The sequence below is a fragment of the Sphingomonas hankookensis genome, assembly GCF_001619955.1.
GTDB classification, from domain to species: Bacteria; Pseudomonadota; Alphaproteobacteria; order Sphingomonadales; family Sphingomonadaceae; genus Sphingomonas; species Sphingomonas hankookensis_A.
In genome coordinates this window covers 36,055-58,082 of the sequence record NZ_LQQO01000023.1, presented here as the reverse complement: position 1 = coordinate 58,082, position 22,028 = coordinate 36,055, and the positions used below count along the sequence as shown (strand labels likewise).

Annotated in this window: 15 protein-coding genes and 1 other annotated feature; of the genes, 13 read left to right on the top strand and 2 right to left on the bottom strand. The window is 64.9% G+C overall.

Going from position 1 to position 22,028, the window contains the following annotated elements:
• Positions 1 to 14 precede the first annotated feature (14 nt).
• The 12 genes from AVT10_RS11100 (at position 15) to mqo (ending at position 14,266) form a co-directional block, all read left to right on the top strand.
• The gene (locus AVT10_RS11100) at positions 15 to 1,574 is read left to right on the top strand and encodes a hypothetical protein (protein ID WP_066691065.1); all 1,560 of its coding nucleotides are present in this window, start codon (positions 15 to 17) and stop codon (positions 1,572 to 1,574) included.
• 79 nt (positions 1,575 to 1,653) lie between these two features.
• Positions 1,654 to 3,039 (top strand): O-antigen ligase family protein, encoded by a 1,386-nt coding sequence (locus AVT10_RS11095; protein WP_066691063.1) that lies wholly within the window; start codon positions 1,654 to 1,656, stop codon positions 3,037 to 3,039.
• Positions 3,040 to 3,107: 68 nt separating this feature from the next.
• A complete protein-coding gene (locus tag AVT10_RS11090) occupies positions 3,108 to 3,791 on the top strand; it encodes a polysaccharide biosynthesis/export family protein (RefSeq protein WP_232307984.1) in 684 nt (227 codons plus the stop codon).
• Positions 3,792 to 3,805: 14 nt separating this feature from the next.
• Positions 3,806 to 6,010 carry a GumC family protein gene (locus tag AVT10_RS11085; protein WP_198158560.1) on the top strand — a complete coding sequence of 735 codons (2,205 nt, stop codon included), beginning with the start codon at positions 3,806 to 3,808 and terminating at the stop codon, positions 6,008 to 6,010.
• The gene (locus AVT10_RS11080; protein ID WP_066691059.1) at positions 6,010 to 7,242 is read left to right on the top strand and encodes a hypothetical protein; all 1,233 of its coding nucleotides are present in this window, start codon (positions 6,010 to 6,012) and stop codon (positions 7,240 to 7,242) included. The genes AVT10_RS11085 and AVT10_RS11080 overlap by 1 nt, the downstream gene beginning before the upstream one ends.
• A gap of 40 nt (positions 7,243 to 7,282) precedes the next feature.
• Positions 7,283 to 7,633 (top strand): hypothetical protein, encoded by a 351-nt coding sequence (locus tag AVT10_RS11075; protein ID WP_157092753.1) that lies wholly within the window; start codon positions 7,283 to 7,285, stop codon positions 7,631 to 7,633.
• Positions 7,634 to 7,805: 172 nt separating this feature from the next.
• Entirely contained in the window at positions 7,806 to 8,933 is a 1,128-nt protein-coding gene (gene gmd / locus AVT10_RS11070; protein WP_066691053.1) for a GDP-mannose 4,6-dehydratase, read from the top strand.
• 10 nt (positions 8,934 to 8,943) lie between these two features.
• Complete coding sequence (gene fcl / locus AVT10_RS11065; RefSeq protein WP_066691050.1) at positions 8,944 to 9,897, top strand: GDP-L-fucose synthase; 954 nt, start codon at positions 8,944 to 8,946, stop codon at positions 9,895 to 9,897.
• A gap of 244 nt (positions 9,898 to 10,141) precedes the next feature.
• On the top strand, positions 10,142 to 11,044 hold the full coding sequence (locus AVT10_RS11060) for a replication initiator protein A (RefSeq protein WP_066691042.1): 903 nt from the start codon (positions 10,142 to 10,144) through the stop codon (positions 11,042 to 11,044).
• A 411-nt stretch (positions 11,045 to 11,455) separates the two neighbouring features.
• Positions 11,456 to 12,289: a helix-turn-helix domain-containing protein gene (locus AVT10_RS11055; RefSeq protein WP_232307983.1), complete on the top strand. Its 834-nt coding sequence runs from the start codon at positions 11,456 to 11,458 to the stop codon at positions 12,287 to 12,289.
• 260 nt (positions 12,290 to 12,549) lie between these two features.
• A complete protein-coding gene (locus tag AVT10_RS18760; RefSeq protein WP_232307982.1) occupies positions 12,550 to 12,972 on the top strand; it encodes a malate:quinone oxidoreductase in 423 nt (140 codons plus the stop codon).
• Positions 12,863 to 14,266: a malate dehydrogenase (quinone) gene (gene mqo, locus AVT10_RS11050; protein WP_232307985.1), complete on the top strand. Its 1,404-nt coding sequence runs from the start codon at positions 12,863 to 12,865 to the stop codon at positions 14,264 to 14,266. The genes AVT10_RS18760 and mqo overlap by 110 nt, the downstream gene beginning before the upstream one ends.
• Positions 14,267 to 14,501: 235 nt before the next feature.
• Here the strand turns inward: mqo and AVT10_RS11045 are convergent, their stop codons facing one another.
• Positions 14,502 to 15,986, bottom strand: coding sequence for a SulP family inorganic anion transporter (locus AVT10_RS11045; protein WP_066691039.1), 1,485 nt, complete (start codon positions 15,984 to 15,986; stop codon positions 14,502 to 14,504).
• 59 nt (positions 15,987 to 16,045) lie between these two features.
• Positions 16,046 to 16,101, bottom strand: a sequence feature (sul1 is cis-regulatory element that is thought to sense ions involved in sulfur or methionine metabolism; They are found in Alphaproteobacteria).
• 175 nt (positions 16,102 to 16,276) lie between these two features.
• Here AVT10_RS11045 and katG point away from each other — a divergent pair.
• On the top strand, positions 16,277 to 18,586 hold the full coding sequence (katG, locus tag AVT10_RS11040; RefSeq protein WP_066691036.1) for a catalase/peroxidase HPI: 2,310 nt from the start codon (positions 16,277 to 16,279) through the stop codon (positions 18,584 to 18,586).
• Positions 18,587 to 18,884: 298 nt separating this feature from the next.
• Here the strand turns inward: katG and AVT10_RS11035 are convergent, their stop codons facing one another.
• Positions 18,885 to 21,929 carry a TonB-dependent receptor plug domain-containing protein gene (locus tag AVT10_RS11035; protein WP_066691027.1) on the bottom strand — a complete coding sequence of 1,015 codons (3,045 nt, stop codon included), beginning with the start codon at positions 21,927 to 21,929 and terminating at the stop codon, positions 18,885 to 18,887.
• Positions 21,930 to 22,028: the final 99 nt, after the last annotated feature.

Genomic DNA, 22,028 nt, shown 5'->3' with positions numbered 1-22,028 from the left:
GCAATCTTCTTGCCATGTCGACGGTCCTCGCCGCCGGCGCGGGGGCGACCGTCGCCCGCAAGCAGGAAGACGGGCCCGGTCCAGACACCGATGCGCTCCAGATGCGGTACGATGCGCTGGTCAAGGCCGGCGGCGGTACCTTGTCCCTTCCCGCGGGCACGATCAAGACGTCGCTCAATCTCCATTCTCGGCTCGTGCATTTACGCGGTGCGGGACGGAGCGCGACCGTGCTGCAATCGGCCGATCCGGCGCGCCCGGTCCTGCAGGCGCAATATGCCGATGCGGCATGGGATGCGGTGACGATCAGCGATCTGACGGTGGCCGGTCAGGGGCGGCGCGGCATCGGTTTCGGGCATGATCCCGATCAGCGGGCGCTCCATTCGGGGCGTACTATCTTCCGCAACGTCCGGTTCCAGGATTTCGAGACCTGCGTCCTGCGACCGAATGGCAACATCGGCCTGTGGCTGGAGGACTGCCAGTTCGAGGATGCCGCCTATCATATCCGCGGGACCAGCGCCGCATGGAATGGCCAGGTGATGCACGGTGGCGTGCTCATCGCGCGTCAATGCCATTTCCAGCGCGCTACGGCGGCGGTCGTGCGCCTGCGCAGCGAAGTCGCCGGATCGGGGCAGGTGACGTTCGAGGAATGCCTGTTCGAGAACAACCCCGGGTCGGTTATCGTCCTCGAACGTTTCGAGGGTCGTGAAGGTGTTCCCGGCGTCACGTTGCGATCGTGCTGGAACGAAGCCAATGCGACTGGCGCGCGCGATCACCGGCTGGCGATCGATGGTCGGGCATATGATCCGGTATTCCTGTTCGCCCGGGATGTCGCTGCGATCGAACTGCACGACACGCCGCCCGGCAAGACCGTCCTGATCGGTGAAACCAGCCTCACCACCCGCGCCTCGGCGCTCGACCTGTTCGAGGTGGTTCTGGCAGATCGTTCGGCGACGATCGCGCACCATGAGGCGCGCCTTTTCGGAGGTCGCACCATCGAGGGGACGACCCACAGCCTCACCAACGCCAACTTGAAGAACGAGGGGCCGACGGGGGGGGTCTTCCACCTGCTTCCCCGGGCCATGGTATCGCGGACGGCCGTTGCCAGCGCGAACGACACGAATGCCTGTCGCGCGCCGATCCTGTTGCGGGGTACGCGCAACCTGCAGACGCGTCCCGCTGCCGACGCCATCCTTCCGGGAGAGGGACGCAGTCAGGACATCCTGCTGGATGCGAAGGATCACGTCTTCCTCAATGCGCTCGACACGCTGGCACCCGACCAGTTCGTGCTCTGGACCTTCGCCTATCGTCGGCTCGGCGGCGATGCGCCCGAACTTCAGGTAACCGGGGATGCAGCGATTTCCACGGTCACCTCGCTCGACCGTACGGACTGGACTACGCTGGGCGGCATCGCACTTGCACGAAACCGGATCAAGAGCCTCGGCTTCTGGTTACGGGCCGAACGCGCGGGACAGATCCGTATCGGCGGGTACCAGCTGCTTTGTTTCCCGACACGACAGGCCGCAACCGACATGCTGAACGCACGCCTGTTCGTGGAACGGCCCGTCGGTGGTTGATCCTCGAGGATCGAAGGACAGAGGCCGGTGCTTTTGGCGGGTTTCGTTCGGTGGACCAATCGCGTAGTCCGCAACCGCTATGATATCCCGTGCCCGCCCCGCCGCTTTCCCCCGACCAGGGATCGGCTTTGTCCTGCTGGCGATCCTGCTCGGCTTCCTATGGTTGGCGGGCGGGGCATCGCGTGCGGATGCGTTGGGCCAGATCGTCGTCCGCACCGTCGCATGGCTGTCGCTCATCGTACTGGCGTTGTTCGGACCTCGTCCCGCCTTGCGGGACGTCAAACCCGTCGCGCTGCTGTTGTCGGCAGCCCTGCTACTCGTTCTGGTCCAGCTCGTCCCCTTGCCTCCTGCGATCTGGCAGTCATTACCGGGCCGCGCGATGCTGAGCGGCGCGACGGACATCGTCGGGGAGGCGCAGCCTTGGCGGCCATGGTCGATGGTGCCCGGAGCGACATGGAACGCCGCGGGGTCGCTGATCGTGCCGATCGCGGTGCTGCTGCTGATCGCGGCTAGCTCTCCCCAAGAGCGCAAATGGCTGCCATCCATCCTGCTCGTCTTCGTCACACTATCCGCCCTGACGGGGTTGATCCAGTTCTCCGGGGCCAGCTTTAACAATCCCTTCGTCAACGACACGCCGGGACAGGTGAGCGGGAATTTTGCGAACCGGAACCACCTCTCGCTGTTCCTGGCGATAGGATGCGTGCTGGCGCCGGCATGGGTGTTCCTGGATGGAAGGCGACCGCATTGGCGTGGTCCGGTCGCGATCGGCTTGTTGCTGCTGTTCATCCTGACAATCCTGGCGACCGGATCGCGGGCGGGTATGATCGTCGGGATGTCCGGGACGCTGCTGGGGCTGCTGATCGCCAACGTGCCCTTGCGGCGCGAACTACAGCGGTATCCACGCTGGGTCTTGCCGGTGCTGCTGGCCGGTATCCTTGTCGCGATCGGCGGCATGGTCCTTCTCAGCGTCGCCGCGGACCGTGCCGAAAGCATCAACCGGGCCATTGTCACCGAAGGTGACGCGGAGATACGCGCCCGGGCGTTGCCCGTCGTTCTCTCGATGGAACGGACCTACTGGCCCGCAGGAACGGGATTTGGGAGTTTCGATCCGGTATTCCGGATCAACGAGCCGCTGGACCTGTTGAAGCCTACTTATTTCAACCACGCCCATAACGACTTCCTCGAGATCGCGCTCGATGGCGGTGTCGCTGGACTGGCACTGATGATCGCCGCCCTTCTGTGGTGGGCAGGCGTCAGCCTGCGTGCATGGCGCCAGGGGAAAGATATGGTGCGGTCGCGCCTGGGGTCGGCGATCCTGCTGCTGACACTGATCGCCAGCGCGTTCGACTATCCCGCGCGGACTCCCATGATGATGGCGACCATCGTCGTCGCGGCGATCTGGCTCGCGGAGGTCCGCAAGGGATCACGGTCGTCGGCTTTACCCAACTCCGACCAGCAACTATAGGCTGCTGTCTCTTCCTGTACCCATCGCGGATTTCCTATCGCATGCGCAAGCTTTGTATCGCCTTCCTGATGGCAAGCGCCCTTGCTGGCTGCGCGCGCCAGGCGCCGTTGCAGACGACAGCGGGACTGACGGTGGTCGAGGGAAGTTCGGTACTGCCGCCCCCCAATCGTGGCGATCTGACCGCTGCCGACCGTCCCGCGCTGATCGGTCCGCTGGATACGATCCAGGTCGATGTCTTCACCGTTCCCGAACTCAGCCGGGAGATGCAGGTAGACGCCAGCGGTCGCATCGCGATGCCGCTTGCCGGCACGATCGATGCGCGCGGCAAGACGGCGGAGGAACTGGCGAGCGCAATCGATACGGCACTCAGGGCGCGGTACGTCCGCAACCCCGGGGTGACGGTCAACATCAAGAGTTCGGTCAGCCAGGTCGTGACCATCGACGGGCAAGTCGTCGAACCGGGCTTGTATCCGGTGACGAACCAGATGACGCTCATGCGCGTGATCGCGTCCGCCAAGGGTCTGTCGGAATTCGCAAGGCAGGAAGACGTCGTGATCCTGCGGACCGTGGGCAACCAGCGAATGGCGGGACTGTACAACGTCGCGGCCATCCGGCGCGGCAGCTACGACGATCCCCCCGTGTTCGCGAACGATGTCATCGTCGTCGGTGATTCGCCGCAGCGCCGTCTGTTCCGCGATTTCGTATCGCTCTCACCGCTACTCGCCGGCCCGTTGATCGCGGTACTGCAATAAGGCTCCTGCACGACATGAATTCCATCGTCTCCAGCCCGTCCAGCAGCGGTATCGCTCCGGTCGCGCCGTCATCGAACGCCGTCGGCATGTCGGCTATTCGCCAGTATCTGCGGATCGCGGTGCGCTGGCGCTATGTCATCCTCGGCACCGTGGCAGTCTGTATTCTGCTCAGTCTGATCGTGACGTTGCTGATGACGCCAAAGTACACGGCGAGTGCGACGATCGAGATTTCCCGCGAAGCCAACCAGGTAACGAACTTCCAGGGGGTCGAGCGTGAAACCAGCGTTGCGGACCAGGAATTCTACCAGACCCAATATGGACTGCTGCAATCGCGCTCGTTGTCCGAGCGCGTCGCTACGCAGCTGCGTCTGGTCGACGACCCCAAATTCTACGAGCGCTTCGGGGTTTCGTCCGACGAGCCCGCGTTCCAGTTGATGAACGGTCGCTATCCCGCAGCGGGGCGTGCCACTCGACAACGGATCGCCGGCGAGGTCCTGCGCGAACATCTGAGTGTCGTTCCGACCCGCCTGTCGCGTCTGGTCAATATCCGCTTCACCAGTTCGGATGCCGAATTCTCGGCAAAGGTCGTGAATGCCTGGTCGGATGCGTTCATCCAGACCAATCTCGAACGCAAGGTGCAGGCGACGTCCTATGGGCGCAACCTGTTGCAACGCCAGCTGGCGCAACAGAAGGAACGTCTGGATGAAAGCCAGCGTCAGCTGGTCGCCTATGCCTCGCAGGAACGCATCATCAACCTTCCCGCGCAACAGAACGGCGACGGTTCGACGTCCGAACGTTCAATCGTCGCGGACGAGCTCGCATCGCTCAATGCCGCGCTCAGCCAGGCGACCGCCGAACGCATTGCCGCCGAAGCACGGTATCGCGAAGGTGGCGCCCGCGGCGCGTCTTCCGAAGCACTGCGTAATCAGGCGATCAATACGCTGCGTCAGCGGCGTGCGGAACTGGCGGCCGAATATCAGAAGTTGATGACCCAGTTCGAGCCGCAATATCCCGCGGCACGGGCGCTGAAGTCGCAGATCGATCAACTGGATCGCAGTATCTCCAGCGAAGAGCGTCGCGTGTCCGGTTCGATCGAGACGGATTATCGTGGCGCGGTAGAGCGCGAGCGGGCGCTCAAGGAACGTGTCGAACAACTGAAGGGCAGCTACCTCGACCTGCGTCGTCGATCGATCCAGTACAATATCTTCCAGCAGGAAGTGGATACCAACCGCGCGCTGTACGAAGGCCTTCTGCAACGCTTCAAGGAAATAGGCGTCGCGGGCGGTGTCGGCGTGAACAACGTGTCGGTCGTCGATCAGGCCGACGTGCCGCAGCGGCCGTCCTCGCCGCGACTGATACTGAACCTCGCGATCGCCCTTCTGGCGGGTCTTGGTCTGGGCGCCGCGCTGGCTCTCGCACTGGAGCAGATGGACGAAGCCATCGCCGATCCGGACGAGATCGAACGCCGTCTCGGTCTGCCGTTGCTGGGATCGGTTCCCAAGGTCGAGGGTGTCACGCCGCGTGCGGCGTTGCTCGATCGCAAGTCGGAACTGGTCGATGCCTATCTGGCGATTCAGACCAACCTGGCGTTCACCACCGAACATGGCGTGCCACGTTCTCTGTCGGTCACGTCGACACGTCCTGCAGAGGGCAAGTCCACGACGTCGCTCGCACTGGCGACGATGCTGGCACGCAGCGGAAAGCGCGTGATCCTGATCGACGGCGACATGCGGTCGCCTTCGGTCCATCATCTGGGCGGCGTCGCCAATGATCGCGGATTGAGCAATTTCCTTGCCGGACAGGATGATATCCATTCGCTCATCTTCGAAATGGACGATCTCAAACTGGCGGCGATGGCGGCGGGTCCCGTTCCCCCCAATGCCGCTGAATTGTTGACCGGCCATCGGTTGTCGCTGTTGATCGAGCGGTTACACGAACATTTCGACCACATCGTGATCGACAGCCCGCCGGTTATGGGGCTGGCCGACGCGCCGCTGATCGCGAGCCGGGTCGAAGGGATTGTCTATACAGTCGAATCCCATGGTATTCGCTCGACGCTGGTCAAGACGGCACTGGCCCGACTGGCCGCAGCGAACGCACATATCTTCGGCGGCGTCTTGACCAAGTTCGAAGCACGCAAGTCCCATTTCGGCTACGGCTATGATTATGGATACGGCTATGGCCGTGATGGTGGTGCCGAGTCCAAGGGACAGCGGTAATGGCCAAGCGTGGTGCCCTCGCCCGGCGCCCGGTCGGTGAATGGGGTGTGCGCCTGGCGTTGGCGGCTGTCGCTACCGGGATCGCTTACGGGTCGATCAGCCGTTCGACGGCGTATATGCTGCGTGGCAAGGCACCGGAACAGGCTTATGCCCTTGCGCCGGAGGATGGCCGGATCGGTGCGATACTGTCGGAAAAGCTGTCCGGTGCCGAAGCCGATAGCGCGGAACGGAACCGCAGCGACATGTTGGCGCGCCAGGCGTTGCGTCATGATCCGACGGCGGTATCGGCCGTAGCGACGCTTGGAATAAACGCCCAGATCCGTGAAAATACGGCCGCCGCCCGCCGTATCTTCGCCTATGCTGACAAATTGTCGCGCCGTGATCTTCGTACCCGGCTCTGGGCGATCGAGGACGCGGTCGCGCGCAACGACATCGCCGGGGCGTTACGCAATTACGATACGGCATTGCGGACCTCTCGCGTTGCCGCTGACTTGCTCTTCCCGGTGCTGGCGTCGGCCATCACCAACAGCGATATCCGTAGCGATCTGATCCGTCTGCTGGGAACCCGACCGATCTGGGGTGACCATTTCGTCACCTATCTGGCGGTGAACGGTCCGGATACGCGAGCGACGGCCAGCGTTCTGGCGACGCTGCGATCGCGGGGAATGAACCTTCCCGAAGGTACGGAAGCCTTGTTGATCCCGCGTCTGCTTGCCGCGGGGCAGACCGATGACGCATGGACCTACTACAGGTCCATGCGGCGCGGCGTCGATCGACAGATGTCGCGCGATGCGAACTTCGAGGCGAATCTGACGTTGCCTTCGCCGTTCGACTGGACGCCGATTACCGACAGCGGCATCTCGACTACGATTCAGCATGGCGAGAACAGCGGTCTGGTCGATATCTCGGTGCCACCCAATCTGGGTGGGCCGCTGTTGCGTCAGACCCAGGTTCTGTCGCCCGGAAACTACGTGATCGAAGGCCATAGCATCGCCGTTGAAGGGCCGAATAGCGATTATTTCTACTGGACGCTGACCTGCGGCGATGGTCGTGAACTGGGAAGAGTGCCCGTTCCGGCTTCTTCGAGACAGGGTGGTCGCTTCACGGGGCAAATCACCGTGCCAACGGCATGCCCCGTCCAGCAGTTCATGCTCGTCGCCAAGCCGACCGATCAGATGTCGGGCCTGACCGGACAGATCGATTTCGTCCGGTTGCGTCCAGCAGGTCGTTGATGCCTATCGACGGCAGGTCTTTGGAAGGTATGAACAGAACATGCGTTTTCTGCTATTCCTAATGCTGCTGTCGTCTGTCGCCTCCGAAGCGGCAGCCCAGGACCGTGCCGATCCGGAGGCGCAGGACGTCGCGGTCCCCTCGCCCACGCCGGCACCTGGCATCGTTGCCCGCTCGGTGGTCGGTCAGGCGGGACAGCGTCAGAACCGGGATCAGGTGGAGCAGGACACGGGTATCGCGCCGATGGCGCGCATCGCGAACCGCATACAAAATCGAGCGCAAACGCGGATTCGTAACCGGATCGATCGTTATTATGATCCGCAAGCCAATGCGGCGTCACCGTTCGTAGTGGCAGGTGAACAGGCGCGTGTCGCCGGACGTCGACGGCGCTGATCCGTCGCAGCTATATACCCCCCCCCGGCACGGTCCTTCCATTCCGTAACGCTATTGTTGCTAATCGCACCGCTGCCGCTATCGAGCGAAGCGAGCGGAAGGATACGATCGTGTCCTTCGCAGAGCGGATCGGGAAGCGCCTCGGATCGCGCGGATACGAAGGGAAAGAACGTTGAGCGGTAAGAAGGTCGCGTTGATCACGGGCATTACGGGCCAGGATGGTTCGTATCTGGCGGAGTTGCTGCTGGAGAAGGGCTATGAGGTGCACGGGATCAAGCGGCGTGCGTCGCTGTTCAACACCCAGCGCATCGACCATATCTACCAAGACCCGCACGCGCCTTCGCCCGACCTGAAGCTGCACTATGGCGATCTGTCGGACACGTCGAACCTGACGCGGATCATCCAAGAGATCCAGCCCGACGAGGTCTACAACCTCGGCGCGCAGAGCCATGTCGCGGTGAGCTTCGAGGCACCCGAATATACCGCCGACGTCGATGGGCTGGGCACGCTGCGCCTGCTCGAGGCGATCCGCTTCCTCGGGCTCGAGAAGAAGACACGCTTCTACCAGGCGTCGACCTCGGAACTCTACGGGCTGGTGCAGGAGATCCCGCAGCGCGAGACGACGCCCTTCTACCCGCGCTCGCCCTATGCGGTGGCCAAGCTCTATGCCTACTGGATCACGGTAAACTACCGCGAGGCGTATGGCATGTATGCCTGCAACGGCGTGCTCTTCAACCATGAGAGCCCGCGGCGCGGCGAGACGTTCGTGACCCGCAAGATCACCCGTGGCCTCGCCAACATCGCGCAGGGGCTCGAGCCCTGCCTGTACATGGGCAACATCGATTCCCTGCGCGACTGGGGCCACGCCAAGGACTATGTCCGCATGCAGTGGATGATGCTGCAGCAGGAGACGGCGGAAGACTTCGTCATCGCCACCGGCGTGCAATATTCGGTGCGCGAGTTCATCAGCTGGTCGGCGGCACACCTCGGCATCAGCTTGCGCTTCGAGGGCGAAGGTGTCGACGAGATCGGTATCGTCGACAAGGTCGAGGGCGAGGATGCGCCGTCGGTGAAGGCAGGCGACGTAATCGTGCGGATCGACCCGCGCTATTTCCGCCCGGCAGAAGTCGACACGCTGCTCGGCGACCCGACACGCGCCAAGGACAAGCTTGGCTGGGTGCCCGAGATCAGCGTGCAGGAGATGTGCGAGGAAATGGTTGCCGAGGACCTGAAGTCGGCCAAGCGCCATGCGCTGCTGAAGCAGCACGGCTATGCGCTGCCCGTGTCGCTTGAATCGTAAGGACGGCCAGATGCGGATCTTCGTGGCAGGGCACCGCGGCATGGTGGGCGGCGCGATCGCGCGCAAGCTTGCGACACGTGGTGCCGAGGTGGTGACGCGCACCCGCGCTGAGCTCGACCTGACCGACCAGCAGGCGGTGCGCGGCTTCTTCGCCGAGGCCGGGGTCGACGGTGTGGTGCTGGCGGCGGCCAAGGTGGGGGGCATCCACGCCAACAACACCTATCCGGCCGACTTCATCTACGAAAACCTGATGATCGAATGTAACGTCATCCATCAGGCGTTCGCGAGCGGGGTCCGCCGGCTGCTGTTCCTGGGGTCATCGTGCATCTATCCGCGTGCGGTCGCGCAGCCGATGCGCGAGGATGCGTTGCTGACGGGTGTGCTCGAGCCGACCAACGAGCCATACGCGGTCGCCAAGATCGCAGGGATCAAGCTGTGCGAGAGCTACAACCGGCAGCACGGCACCGACTATCGCAGCGTCATGCCGACCAACCTCTATGGTCCGGGGGACAATTTCCACCCCGAGAACAGCCATGTGATGCCCGCCCTCATCCGCCGTTTCCACGAGGCGGTCCAGTCGAGTGCGGACCAGGTGGTAATCTGGGGTACGGGTACGCCCAAGCGCGAGTTCCTCCATGTCGACGATATGGCGGAGGCGTCACTGTTCGTGTTCGACCTCGACAAGGCGACCTATGACGCCAACACCGAGCCGATGCTGAGCCATATCAACGTGGGCTACGGCGAGGACGTGACCATCGGTGAACTCGCGCATCTGGTGGCACAGGTGACGGGCTTTGGCGGCGAGATCGTGTTCGACACGAGTAAGCCCGATGGGACGATGCGCAAGCTGATGGATTCGAGCCGGCTCGGCGCGATGGGCTTCAAGCCGTCAGTCGCGCTGGCCGATGGCGTGCGCGAAACCTACCAGTGGTTCCTCGAACAACACTCCGTCGCCGAACGGTGAACCATAGGACGTCGCCTGCCTGTTTGAGCAGGCGACGCCATACTGCTAGCCTGACGGATATGATCCAGTCACAGCAGTCTTCCTTGACGATCCACCATCATCCGCGAAAGCACGAATTGACGGTGTCCGGGACGCTCCGATCGCCGCTTTCCGCCCCCCCGCCCCAGTGGATTCGTGCTTTCGCGGATGATGGTCGCTCCACAACTCGTGCTTTCGCGGATGATGCCGTACCCGAGGTTCGAGCATGACCCCGCCTCGGACTCAGCGCGATCTGTTCGTGCTCGACAGCCCGCTTCTGGCCGATGTGCGCGGTGAGCGGTCGCTGATGGCGTTTCCGTTCTTTGCGCTCAGCAAGGGCAAGTGGACGCGGCCGCTGTCGTACGACAACGGCACCGTCTCGATCGAGATCGTGCCGACCGCCAAGGGGGCCGCCACGATCTACGACAAGGAGATCGTGCTCTATATCGCCAGCCTGATGATCGCGCGGCTCGAAGCCGGGGAAGAGGTGAACCAGGAATTCCACTTCACCGCGCACGACCTGTTCTGCGTGACCGGCAACAACCCCTCGGCGCGCTCCTATGGCCGGTTGTCGCAGGCGCTGGAGCGATTGCAGGGTACGCAGATCAAGACCAATATCGAGGCGGGCGGCGAAGGCGAGGAAGGCTATTTCTCGTGGCTGTCCGAAGCGAAGCTCTACTATACCCGGTCGAAGGACGCCGGCGGTGACGCACGGCGACTGAAGGCGATCCGGGTTCGACTGTGCGACTGGCTGTACCGCGCGATCCTGCACGACGGACAGATCCTCGATTACGCCAGCGGCTATTTCCAGCTGGGGCCGGTCGAGCGGCGATTGTACGAGATCGCGCGCTCGTCGTGCAGCGAGGGGCCGTGCGAAATGGAGCTCGACGAGCTGCGCCGGCAATTGGGCTATCAGAATTCGCTGCCGCACTTCCGCCATGCGCTCAAAGCCATCGTCGAGGCGGATGCGATCCCCGATTTCCGCCTCGTGCTGATCGGCGCGACCACCCCGGCCAAGGGCACGCGGACGCCGGGGTACAGCCGGGTACGGATCGAACCGCGCCTGCCCGAACTCGAGCACGACGGCGAATCGGACGATATCGAACCCGCCGAATCGGTAACCGACTGATCCGACTCGACCGCGCGGTGCATCCGCTAAAGCACGAATCCAGCGCGGTTTCGCGTCCGCGAAAGCACGAACCGGGCCCGCTTCATCCGCGATAGCACGAACGATTTTCGAGCATCATCCGCGAAAGCACGAACCGGGAACACTTTCGTTGTTGGAAATCATCTGCGACAGTCGGCGCATTCAAGCCGGCAATGGGGTCGGCAGAGGAGGAAGCGGCCGTGACCACATAAAGGAAAGCCCGGCACGAAGGCCGGGCGTCCCAGGGGTATTTGGAGTGACGTCGCCAAACGTCGAACTCAGCATCACAGTGCGTTCCAGATACCCCCGATCGCTTGCCGGTTCAAGGACGCGCGTTTCGCGCCACGCCTCTTTTTTGCAAAAATGGTCCCGGCCCCCAACAAGGGGACGATGATGGCGCTCATCCTGAGCGAAGCAATCGCACGCATGCTGGATCCAGCGCGCGCACATCCGGCGCGGGCGGCACGGCCACGCAGTAGCGGGGTGCATCGCACCGGCGCCCCGGTACGCCGCGGCAGCGTCGAGGCGGGCAGCGTCGAGGACAGTTTCTTCGCGGTTCCGGCCAAGGGCGAGACCGACCGGCTGCTGCGCACCGCGCGCGCCGCGCTCGATGCCGGGCGGCGGGTGCGCCGCGATGCACGTGCCGAAGGGCGGATGCTGCGTGCCGACGAGGCGGTGCTGGCAGGCCTCACCGCCGGCGCCGTGCGCGTGTTCGAGGAGATTTGCACCCTCGCCCGGCTGAATACCGGTCGGGTGTTCCCGACTTATGACCATCTGGCGAAGGCGACCGCGCTTGGCCGCGCCACCGTCGCCCGTGCGCTCGCCACACTGGAGGCGGCGGGGTTTCTAGTCCGCCAGCGGCGCTTCTGCCGCACCACCGGCGCGGGCCCCCGCTATCGGCAGACGTCGAATATCTATCGCCCGCTGCTGCCGGCTAAGCTGCTGCGCTTCCTGCCGCGGCGGTTCCGCCCGGCGCCGCTGCCGTGCGACGCCATCGTCCACCACGCCGAACAGTCCGCCGAGCTGGTGGCGATGCGCGCGACGCTCAGCTGTCGCGAGCTGGCTGAGGTGACGCTGGGCGGCGCGCTCGGCCAGGTCCTCGCCTCGCTGGGCGCAGCGATCGATAATGCCGCGTGCGAGTCTCATGACGATCCGCAACCGTTCCTAGAATCATTTGAACACACAACGGATGTCGCTGGCCTAGCCGGCCGACGGCATCCAACCTGACGGCTAGCCTCGAGGAAACCGGAACCACACTCATCACCACCACCCCCGCCGCCCCTGCGGGACGCACCGGCTCACGCCGGCGCGATGCTCTCCGACGAGAGCAGGCGGAACCGTGGGTGGCAGATGCGACGGCAGCATGGGGGAAAGCACGGATTTGCCTCGGATTACCGCTTCGTATAACGCGTACAACAAGAGGATTCGCTGCGCAGGCCGAACCGAAACGGCGTATCCGCGCACCCATCTTCATGACGGATATCTCCATGCAACCTCCCTCCGCACCGCGTCCGCAGCGCCGACGCAAGACCAAGATCGTGCTCGGCATCCTCGGTCTGCTGCTGTTCTGTATCGTCGCTTTCCTGTTCCGCCCGATGGCCTCGTCGCCCGGCCCCGCGCCGGCGCAGGATCAACCGCTCGACATGGCGGTGATCGGCGGCGGGGTGATGAGCGTCACGCTCGCCACCTACCTCCAGGAGCTGGAGCCCAATTGGCGCGTCGCGATGTTCGAACGCCTGGGCGGAGTAGCCGAGGAAAGCTCGAACGGGTGGAACAATGCCGGCACCGGCCATTCGGGCTTTGCCGAGCTGGAACTACACGCCCGAGAACGCGGACGGATCGATCGACACGACCAAGGCGGTGCAGATCGCCGAACAGTTCGAGGTCGCGCGCCAGTTCTGGGCGCATGAGGTGAAGACCGGGCGCCTCGGCGCGCCGAACGGCTTCATCAACCCGACGCCGCATATGAGCTTTGTCTGGGGCGATGCGAACATCGACTATCTGCGCAAGCGGCAGGCGGCGCTGGTCCGGAACCCGCTGTTCTACGGCATGGAGTTCACCCAGGACCGGTCGCGCATCGCCGCATGGGCGCCGCTGGTGATGGAGGGCCGCGATCCGGCACAGAAGGTCGCTGCGACCTATATGCCGATTGGCACCGACGTGAACTGGGGGGTGATCACCAACCAGCTCGCCAACGCACTGACCAAAAACCCCAATTTCAGCCTGCAGCTGCGCCACGAGGTGCGGGGCATCCGCCGCGGCGACGACGGCATCTGGAACGTGACCGTCCGCAACCTCTCCGACAATAAAGACCGCACGGTGCGCGCGCGCTTCGTGTTCATCGGCGCCGGCGGCGCGGCGCTGAAGCTGCTGCAAATGTCAGGCATCCCCGAGGCCCGCGACTATGGCGGCTTCCCGGTCGGCGGCCAGTTCCTCGCCTTTCAGAATCCCGCGATCACCGCGCGCCACGACGTGAAGGTCTATGGCAAGGCCGAGGCCGGATCGCCGCCGATGTCGGTGCCGCATCTCGACGCGCGCAAGCTCGACGGCAAATCGGTGATCCTGTTCGGGCCGTTCGCGCTGCAAAGCACGAAGTTCCTGAAGAACGGGTCGTGGCAGGACCTGTTCAACAGCGTGTACAAGGACAATGTCGGGCCGATGATGGCGGTCGGCGCGGAAAATGCCGAACTGGTGAAGTATCTGGTCAGCCAGGCGATGCTGACCGACAAGGATCGCCACTCCGAACTGGTGAAGTATTTCCCGAACGCCAAACAGGGCGACTGGAAGCTGGTCACCGCCGGACAGCGGGTGCAGATCATCAAGCGCGACCCGAAAAAGGGTCCGGTGCTGCAATTCGGGACCGAGATCGTCACCGACAAGCAGGGCAGCATCGCCGCGCTGCTGGGTGCCTCGCCCGGTGCCTCGACCTCGCCCGCCATCATGCTCGACGTGCTGAAAAAGGCGTTCCCACAACGCTTCGCGAGCATCTGGACCCCGAAGATCGAGACGATGATCCCGTCCTATGGTCGCACGCTCAACGACGATCCGGGCTTCACCAACCAAATCCGGCGGATGACCAGCGAGACGCTGAAACTACCGTTCGTCGAGGTACCGGCCGATATCCGTGCCACCCCGGCGGGCGCGCCGGCACCGGCCGCGACCCAGCCCGGTCGCAGCCTGAACCGCGAACAGCAGGCGATGTGAGGGCTGCGGGGCGTGGGGGAAGTCCTGGCGCCCCGCAAAACCGTACCCCGGCGAAGGCCGGGGCCCAGTAGGGGGGGACGTCGGTAACTCACGGAAAAGGCGTCACAACCGGACCATGGTCTTTGCGAGACCTCTGCGAACGTCGCACCTTTCCCCCGAGTTCGCCGTACCCCCGCCTGCGCGGGGGCACGTTACGGAACCCGCACAGCGGTTTCACTCGGGGGGAGACTCCCCCTCAATGCGGCACGACGCCCAACTCGACCCCGGTCTTGTCGTGCAACGCAAACCGGTCGACCAGATCGGCACTCGCCCGGTTATAGCCGATGACGGTCACCACCGCGCCGCCCTGGCGCAGCCGCGCGACGATCTTGTCGAGCGCGTCAACGCCGGAAATGTCCCAGAAATGCGCCGCGGCGACGTCGATCGTCACCGGCGCCGCCTCAAGCGCGAAGGCGCGGCGGAAGCGGTCGACCGAAGCGAAGAAGATCTGACCCGTAACCCGGTAGGTGACGCCGCCGTCGTCCACGATCCGATCGACCGCGAACATCCGCTGGACTTTCCCTGCGAAGAACACGCCCGACAGCAGCACGCCGGCGAGGACGCCCAGCGACAGGTCGTGCGTCGCGACGACCACGACGACGGTCGTCAGCATGACGATCGAGGAGGTCGGCGGGTGGCGCCGCAGATTGGCGATCGAGTTCCAGCTGAACGTGCCGATCGACACCATGATCATCACCGCGACCAGCGCCGGCATCGGCACCCGACCGACCCACGGGCCGAGCACGGCGAGCAGGAACAGCAGGAAGGCGCCGGCGACGAACGTCGACAACCGCCCGCGTCCGCCCGAGGTGACGTTGATGACCGACTGGCCGATCATCGCGCAGCCGCCCATGCCGCCGAATAGCGCGGCGACGATGTTCGCGCCGCCTTGCCCGGCGCATTCCTGCGCCTTGTCGCTGTCGGTATCGGTCATGTCGTCTACGATCTGCGCGGTCAGCAGCGATTCCAGCAGGCCGACGGCGGCCATGGTCAGCGACGTCGGCAGGATGATCCGGAGCGTCTCCAGCGTCAGCGGTACCTGCGGCAGCGCGAAGCTCGGCAGGCCCTCGGGCAGTTGCCCCATGTCGCCGACGGTGTTGACCGGCAGGCCCATCGCGATGCTGATGATGCTCAGCACGAGGATCGCGACCAAGGGCGACGGCACCGCCCTGGTGACGCGCGGCAACAGGTAGATGATGGCGAGGCCGAGCGCGATCAGCGCATAGCTGTGCCAGCTGACCCCGGTCAGCTGCGGCAGCTGCGCCATGAAGATCAGGATGGCGAGCGCGTTGACGAAGCCGGTGATGACCGACCGCGACACGAACTGCATCACCCGGTCGAGCCGGAGCAGCCCGGCGGCGATCTGGATCAGCCCCATCAGGATGGTGGCGGCGAACAGATACTCGACGCCGTGGTCGCGGACCAGCGGCCCCACCAGCACCGCGACGGCGGCGGTCGCGGCGGAGACCATGCCCGGCCGCCCGCCCAGAAACGCGATCGTCATCGCGATCGCGACCGAGGCGTACAGGCCGATGCGCGGGTCGACCCCGGCAATGATCGAAAAGCCGATCGCTTCGGGGATCAGCGCCAGCGCGACGACGATCCCGGCGAGGACGTCGCGGCGGATCTGGACGGCGCCGCCGAACCATTGGCGGCGGTAGGTTGCAAAATCGAACGTCATGGAAATTCCACATCGGGCCGCAGCGCGCATCTCTTGGGCGCGGATCATGGCTGCGGGGATGTTGTCCGGCGGATCGGCGGCCGGAATAGCCACCCGGAATTGCACCGGGTCCTTGCGAATGCTGCGGCCCATAGCCGCAAGCGGGCGGTCGGGGCAAGCTGTCCCGTTGGTCCGCCGCTATCCGCAACCCGCGCGGGCTCCACACGTTCTGCGGAGCGGTCGACCTTATACGCCCCGCCGCCGTGGTCCCACGGTCCGGGTCGCCCCCTATCCGACAAGCGCCCGCGACCATGGCGAGAACGAGGCCCAAGATGCAGGATTACAAGACGGTGCTGGCTGGCAAATGCCCCTTTGGCGGCGACCGCATCGGCGGCACGATGGGCACGCCGCCGACGCTGGCCGACTGGTATCCCGACCGGCTGCGGGTCGAGCTGCTGGCGCGCAGCGCGCCGTCGGCCAACCCGCTGGGCGCCGATTTCGATTATCCGGCGGCGTTCGCCAAGATCGACCTTGCGACGCTGAAGGACGAGATCAAGGGCTTCCTGACCAGCTCGGTCGACTGGTGGCCGTCCGATTACGGCAATTACGGGCCGCAGATGATCCGCATGGCGTGGCATTCGGCCGGCAGCTACCGCATCGCCGACGGGCGTGGCGGCGCGGGCGAGGCATTGCAGCGTTTCGCCCCGATCGAAAGCTGGTGGGACAACGGCAATATCGACAAGTCGCGCCGCCTGCTGTGGCCGATCAAGGCCAAGTATGGCGCGTCGCTGTCCTGGGCCGACCTGATCGTGCTGACCGGCACCTGCGCGCTCGAAATCATGGGCTTTCCGACCTACGGCTTTGCCGGCGGGCGCGAGGATGCGTGGATCGCCGACGACGCGACCTATTGGGGGCCGGAGGTGTGGGACCCGCACCATATCGAATCGTTCGATTCGATGACGATGCGCGACAAGCGCTGGCGGGGCCAGAACGGCGATGCGGACTATGACCTCGAACAGCCGCTGGCCGCGTCGAACCAGTCGCTGATCTACGTCAATCCCGAAGGGCCGTACGGCAAGGGCGATCCGGCGGCATCGGCGCGCGACATCCGCATCACCTTCACCCGGATGGCGATGAACGATGAGGAGACGGTGGCGTTGATCGCCGGCGGCCATGCGTTCGGCAAGAGCCACGGCATGGTCCCGCCCGACCGCATCGGCGCGCCGCCCGAAATGGCCCCGGTCGAAGCGATGGGGTTGGGCTGGCACAACCCCGAAGGCACCGGCAACGCCGAATTCACCATGACCAACGGCATCGAGGGCAGCTGGACCCAGGACCCGACGCGGTGGGACAACAGCTATCTCGAAAACCTGTTCGGCCATGAATGGGAACAGACGCGCAGCCCGGCGGGCTCGCTGCAATGGACCCCGGTCGACAGGCAAGCCCCCCGCACCCCCGACGCGCATATTCCGGGCAAGACGCACGCGCTGATGATGATGACCAGCGACATCGCGCTGAAGGTCGATCCGGTCTATCGCCCGATTTGCGAGCGGTTCCTGACCGACTTCGATTACTTCACCGAACAGTTTTCGAAGGCGTGGTACAAGCTGACCCACCGCGACATGGGGCCGCGCGAGCGCTATATCGGGCCGGAGGCGACGATCGCCCCCGACCTGTTGTGGCAGGACCCGATCCCCGAGCGTGACCATGCGCTGATCGATGCGGGCGATGTCGCCGCGCTGAAGCAGGCCATCGGTGCCACCGGCCTGTCGGTGTCCGACCTTTCCTATACCGCGTTGTCGGCCGCGCTCCCCTACCGCGACAGCGACAAGCGTGGTGGCGCGAACGGCGCGCGCCTCGCGCTCGCCCCGCAAAAGGACTGGGAGATCAACGCGCGCACCCGCCCGGTGATCGACGCGTTGCAGGGCGTGAAGGCGGAGTTCGACGGCAAGGCGGCGGGTGGCAAGCGCGTGTCGCTCGCCGACCTGATCGTGCTGGGCGGCGTGGTCGCTGTCGAGCGGGCGGCGGCGGACGCCGGCCATGCGGTCGACGTGCCGTTCACCGCCGGGCGGCGCGACACGACCGACGCACTGACCGACGCCGACAGCTTCGAATGGCTGCGCCCGGTGGTCGACGGCTTCCGCAACTATACCGACCCGCATTTCGCCGAGGTGACGGCGGGCCGCGTCGCGCCGGAACAGCTGTTTCTGGACAAGGCGGCGTTGCTGCGCCTGAGCGTGCCCGAATGGGCGGCGCTGACCGGCGGCCTGCGCGTGCTGGGCGCGAACTGGGACGGCGGCGATGCCGGCGTGTTCACGGATCGCCGCGAAACGCTGACCAACGACTTCTTCGTGCACGTCACCAGCATGGATCATGTGTGGGCGAAGACCGACGAGGCCGGGCATCGTTTCGCGGTCAACGACCGGGCGTCGGGGGAAAAGCGGTTCGACGCGACCCGCTACGACCTGATCTTCGGCGCGAACAACCAGCTGCGCGCGGTGAGCGAGGTCTATGCGGCGGTGGACGGGCAGGAACGCTTCGTGCGCGACTTCGTGGCCGCATGGGACAAGCTGATGACCGCCGACCTGTTCGGCGAGGCACGGGCGCACCGCATCGGGTGAGGACGCCGGTCGCGTCCGTTATTCGAGGTCCTGGACCCCCGCCTGCGCGGGGGTACGCTCTAGCAATGCTCGCAACGCAAAACGGCGGCCCTTCCCTGTCGGGAAGGACCGCCGTTTCGCTGTCGTGTGAAGTCTGATGACTTCAAAGCCACCCGTTCGTGCTGAGTAGGGGCTGAGCTTGTCGAAGACCCGTATCGAAGCACCATTGGCGGTCCTTCGATACGCCCCTTCGACAAGCTCAGTGGCTACTCAGGACGAACGGATCAGCCTGAAATCAAGAGGTTCAGAGCCAGACCGATCAGAAGCGGAAGCTGGCGCCTGCGCGGAACTGACGGCCGATCAGGCCGGCATAATGCCACGTCGTCAGGAAGTTCGGCGCGCTGGCATAGGCGGCCGGGGCCAGCGGAGCCTTCACGTCGAACAGGTTCTTCACGTTCAGGAAGAACGAGAAATTGTCGTTCACCTTGGCCGTGCCGTTCAGGTCGACGTTGATGAACGATTTGACGTAGCAGAACTGTTCGTTCTGCGGGGCCGAGCGGGTGTAGAGATTGCCCTTGGCGCAATCGCGCGGCAGGTTCTGGTCCTCCGACACCGCCTTGATCCGGCTGACATAATAGGTCGTCGCCGACAGGGCATAGGGTCCCACCTGCAACGTGTTCTGCCAGTTGCCGCGCCATGCCGGCGTGCCGTTGCCCGACGACAGGTTGTACGGCCCCATCGTCCCGGCATAGTTCTGGACGTTGCCGTTCGCCTCACCCGCATTCAGGTTGTATTCGAGGATGTGGGTCACCTCGACGCGGCTCGTGAAGGTCGCGTCGTCCGCGATCGGCGCGGTCAGCGTCGCCGCGAAATCGATGCCCGAGGTCGTCGAATAGTTCGCGTTCACATAGGGCACGTTGATGATGAGCACGCGCGGCAGCGCGTTCGGGAAGTTCGGATCGACCGCATCGACGCTGTTGACCGAATAGCCCTGCCCGATCGCCGCGACCGCGGCCTGTGCGGCGGCGAGGTTGGCCGAGTTGTAATAGGCCCGTACCGCATCGCCGACCAACGGGCCGCTGACGATCAGGTCCTTCTTGCGCACATTGTAGTAATCGACGGTGAAGCTGAACCAGCGCACGGGCTGGAAGATCATGCCGGCGGTGAAGCTGCGCGAGATTTCCGGCTTCAGGTCGGGATTGCCCGCCGACCCGCGACCCAGCGAATATTGCAGGTTGTACGGGTTGCCGTTGGCCGAACACGACGTGGTGGTGCCGGTCCCGCCATGCTGCAGGATGAAGTTGCACGGCGGCGTGGTGGTGACGAAGCCGGCATATTGGCTGCGCGCGCCCGATTCCGCAAAGGTCGGCGCGCGGAAGCCCTCGCTATAGGTGCCGCGGAACGCCAGTTCGCGGATCGGCGTGAACTTCACCCCGACCTTGGGCGAGAAGTGGCTGAACCCTTCCGAATAATGGTCGTAGCGGCCCGATGCGTTCACTTCGAGCTGCTTGACGATCGGGGCGCCCAGTTCGAAATACGCCGCCGACACGGTGTGCGCGCCGAACGCCGAGGCGGTCGTCAGGCCATAGGTGTCGAGGTTCACGTTCTGGTTGTTGTTTTCCAGCGTCTCGCGCCGCACCTGTCCGCCGATGGCGAGCTGGAGCGGGCCGCCCGGCAGGTCGAGCAGGCGCGCGCTGAGCGACGCATCGGCCGATGCCATGGTCGAGAAGGACGGCGTAACCTTGTCCGGGGCGATCAGGTCGCGCACCGCCTGGCTGTTCGCCTGCGGATTGACGAAATTGTACGAGCCGGTGTTGATCGCGCGCAGCAGCTGCTGGATGTTCAGCAGGCCGTGCTGGGTGATCTGCATCTCGTCACGGGCGTACACGCCGTCGACGCGCCAGGCGAAGCGGTCTTCGTCGAACGATCCGCTCAGGCCGGCGGCGGCGCGATACACCTCGTTCTTGCGATCGCTGCCACCGGCGATGTCGCCGAACATGTAATAGATGCGCGCGGCGCTGGCCGTCGGGTCGGCGCCGGCCACCGCGAACGGGTTGTTCGGGTTCAGCTGGCGATCGGCGGCGGTGGCGCAGTTGGTGCCGGCCGAGCAGATGTACATCGGCAGGACGATGCCGGGGTTCGCCGATGCGACCGACGGCGCGGCGCCGAAGGGCTGCGTCGCGCGGATGACCGACGGCGTGCCGTTGATGCTGACGTCGCTGCGGCTGTAGCTGGCGGTGACATAGCCTTCGGTCGTGTCGCTCAGGCGGACGCTGAGCCGCGCGTTCAGCGCATAGCGTTCCTGCAGCGGCTGAATCTGGCGATACAGGTCGACCAGATCGTACTTGCAGCCGGTGCCCTGGACCGCGGTCGTGTTCAGGGTGAAGGTGTCGCGGGCGCAGTTGCCGAGACCCAGCGCGCGATACTGGCTGGTCAGCGGCGAACCGGCCGCCCCGCTCAGCGGGTTGTTCAGGTCGCTCTGGCGAACGCGGGTGACATAGGCGGTGGGGACGTTGACCGTCAGCGAGTTGTCCGACGGGTTGTTGTCGAGACCGCCGATCGAGGTCAGGTCCTGCGTGTTGTACGGGAAGCCGCGGCTGTGGTTCGATACCCGGCCGTCGCGCTGATATTCGCCGTTGATGAAGACGTTCCAGCCATGGGCGTCGTAATCGCCGGTGCCGACCGTCAGGTGCGCGCGCTGGTGCGAGGCATCGCCGCGTTCCGCCACGCCGCCTTCGACCAGGCCGTCGATGCCGGTGAAGTGCTTCTTCAGGATCACGTTGACCACGCCGCCGATCGCATCGGCGCCATAGGTCGACGATGCGCCGTCCTTCAGCACTTCAACCTTGTCGACCAGGCTGAACGGGATCGAGTTCAGGTCGACATAGGCGTTGCGGCCGTCATCGTTCAGCGGGAAATTGGCCGAACGCAGCCCGTCGATCAGCACCAGCGTCGACGAAACGCCCAGGCCACGCAGCGAGACCGCCGAACCGCCGGCCGAAAAGCCGCTCTGGAAGCCGGTGCCGATCGACCCCGCGCCATCGGCCGAGATCGAGCGGATCGCGTCCGACACGTTGGTGATGCCGGCCTTCGCCAGCGTGTCCGACGTCAGCACGGTGACCGGCGACGGGGTTTCGCTGTCGGTGCGGCGCAGCAGCGATCCGGTGACGACGATGCTGTCGTCGGCGCCCTGATCGGCAGTGCCTTCGGTCGTCGTCGGGTTCGTCGCCTGGTCGCGCGCATCGAGGGTGCCGGGCGTGGCGGGCGTGGTCTGCGCGGCGACGGGGCCGGCGATCAACGCGGTGGCAAGCGCACAGGTGGCGGCACCCGCGACGAAGCGCGAGCGACCGAAAACGATCTTCATAGGTTGTGTTCCCTCCGGTCGAGGCGAACGATGCCCCCGCATCGCCGCGTCATGCGCGACAGATGTTCGAGTGTGCCACCCGAGTAAAGCAGGGCTATT

Coding starts and splice junctions, on each gene's coding strand:
- AVT10_RS11100 (WP_066691065.1), top strand. CDS start 15: ATGTCGACGGTCCTCGCCGCCGGCGCGGGGGCGACCGTCGCCCGCAAG.
- AVT10_RS11095 (WP_066691063.1), top strand. CDS start 1,654: ATGATATCCCGTGCCCGCCCCGCCGCTTTCCCCCGACCAGGGATCGGC.
- katG (WP_066691036.1), top strand. CDS start 16,277: ATGGCGAGAACGAGGCCCAAGATGCAGGATTACAAGACGGTGCTGGCT.
- AVT10_RS11080 (WP_066691059.1), top strand. CDS start 6,010: ATGGCCAAGCGTGGTGCCCTCGCCCGGCGCCCGGTCGGTGAATGGGGT.
- fcl (WP_066691050.1), top strand. CDS start 8,944: ATGCGGATCTTCGTGGCAGGGCACCGCGGCATGGTGGGCGGCGCGATC.
- AVT10_RS11090 (WP_232307984.1), top strand. CDS start 3,108: ATGGCAAGCGCCCTTGCTGGCTGCGCGCGCCAGGCGCCGTTGCAGACG.
- AVT10_RS11060 (WP_066691042.1), top strand. CDS start 10,142: ATGACCCCGCCTCGGACTCAGCGCGATCTGTTCGTGCTCGACAGCCCG.
- AVT10_RS11045 (WP_066691039.1), bottom strand. CDS start 15,986: ATGACGTTCGATTTTGCAACCTACCGCCGCCAATGGTTCGGCGGCGCC.
- AVT10_RS11085 (WP_198158560.1), top strand. CDS start 3,806: ATGAATTCCATCGTCTCCAGCCCGTCCAGCAGCGGTATCGCTCCGGTC.
- AVT10_RS11055 (WP_232307983.1), top strand. CDS start 11,456: ATGGCGCTCATCCTGAGCGAAGCAATCGCACGCATGCTGGATCCAGCG.
- AVT10_RS11075 (WP_157092753.1), top strand. CDS start 7,283: ATGCGTTTTCTGCTATTCCTAATGCTGCTGTCGTCTGTCGCCTCCGAA.
- AVT10_RS18760 (WP_232307982.1), top strand. CDS start 12,550: ATGCAACCTCCCTCCGCACCGCGTCCGCAGCGCCGACGCAAGACCAAG.
- AVT10_RS11035 (WP_066691027.1), bottom strand. CDS start 21,929: ATGAAGATCGTTTTCGGTCGCTCGCGCTTCGTCGCGGGTGCCGCCACC.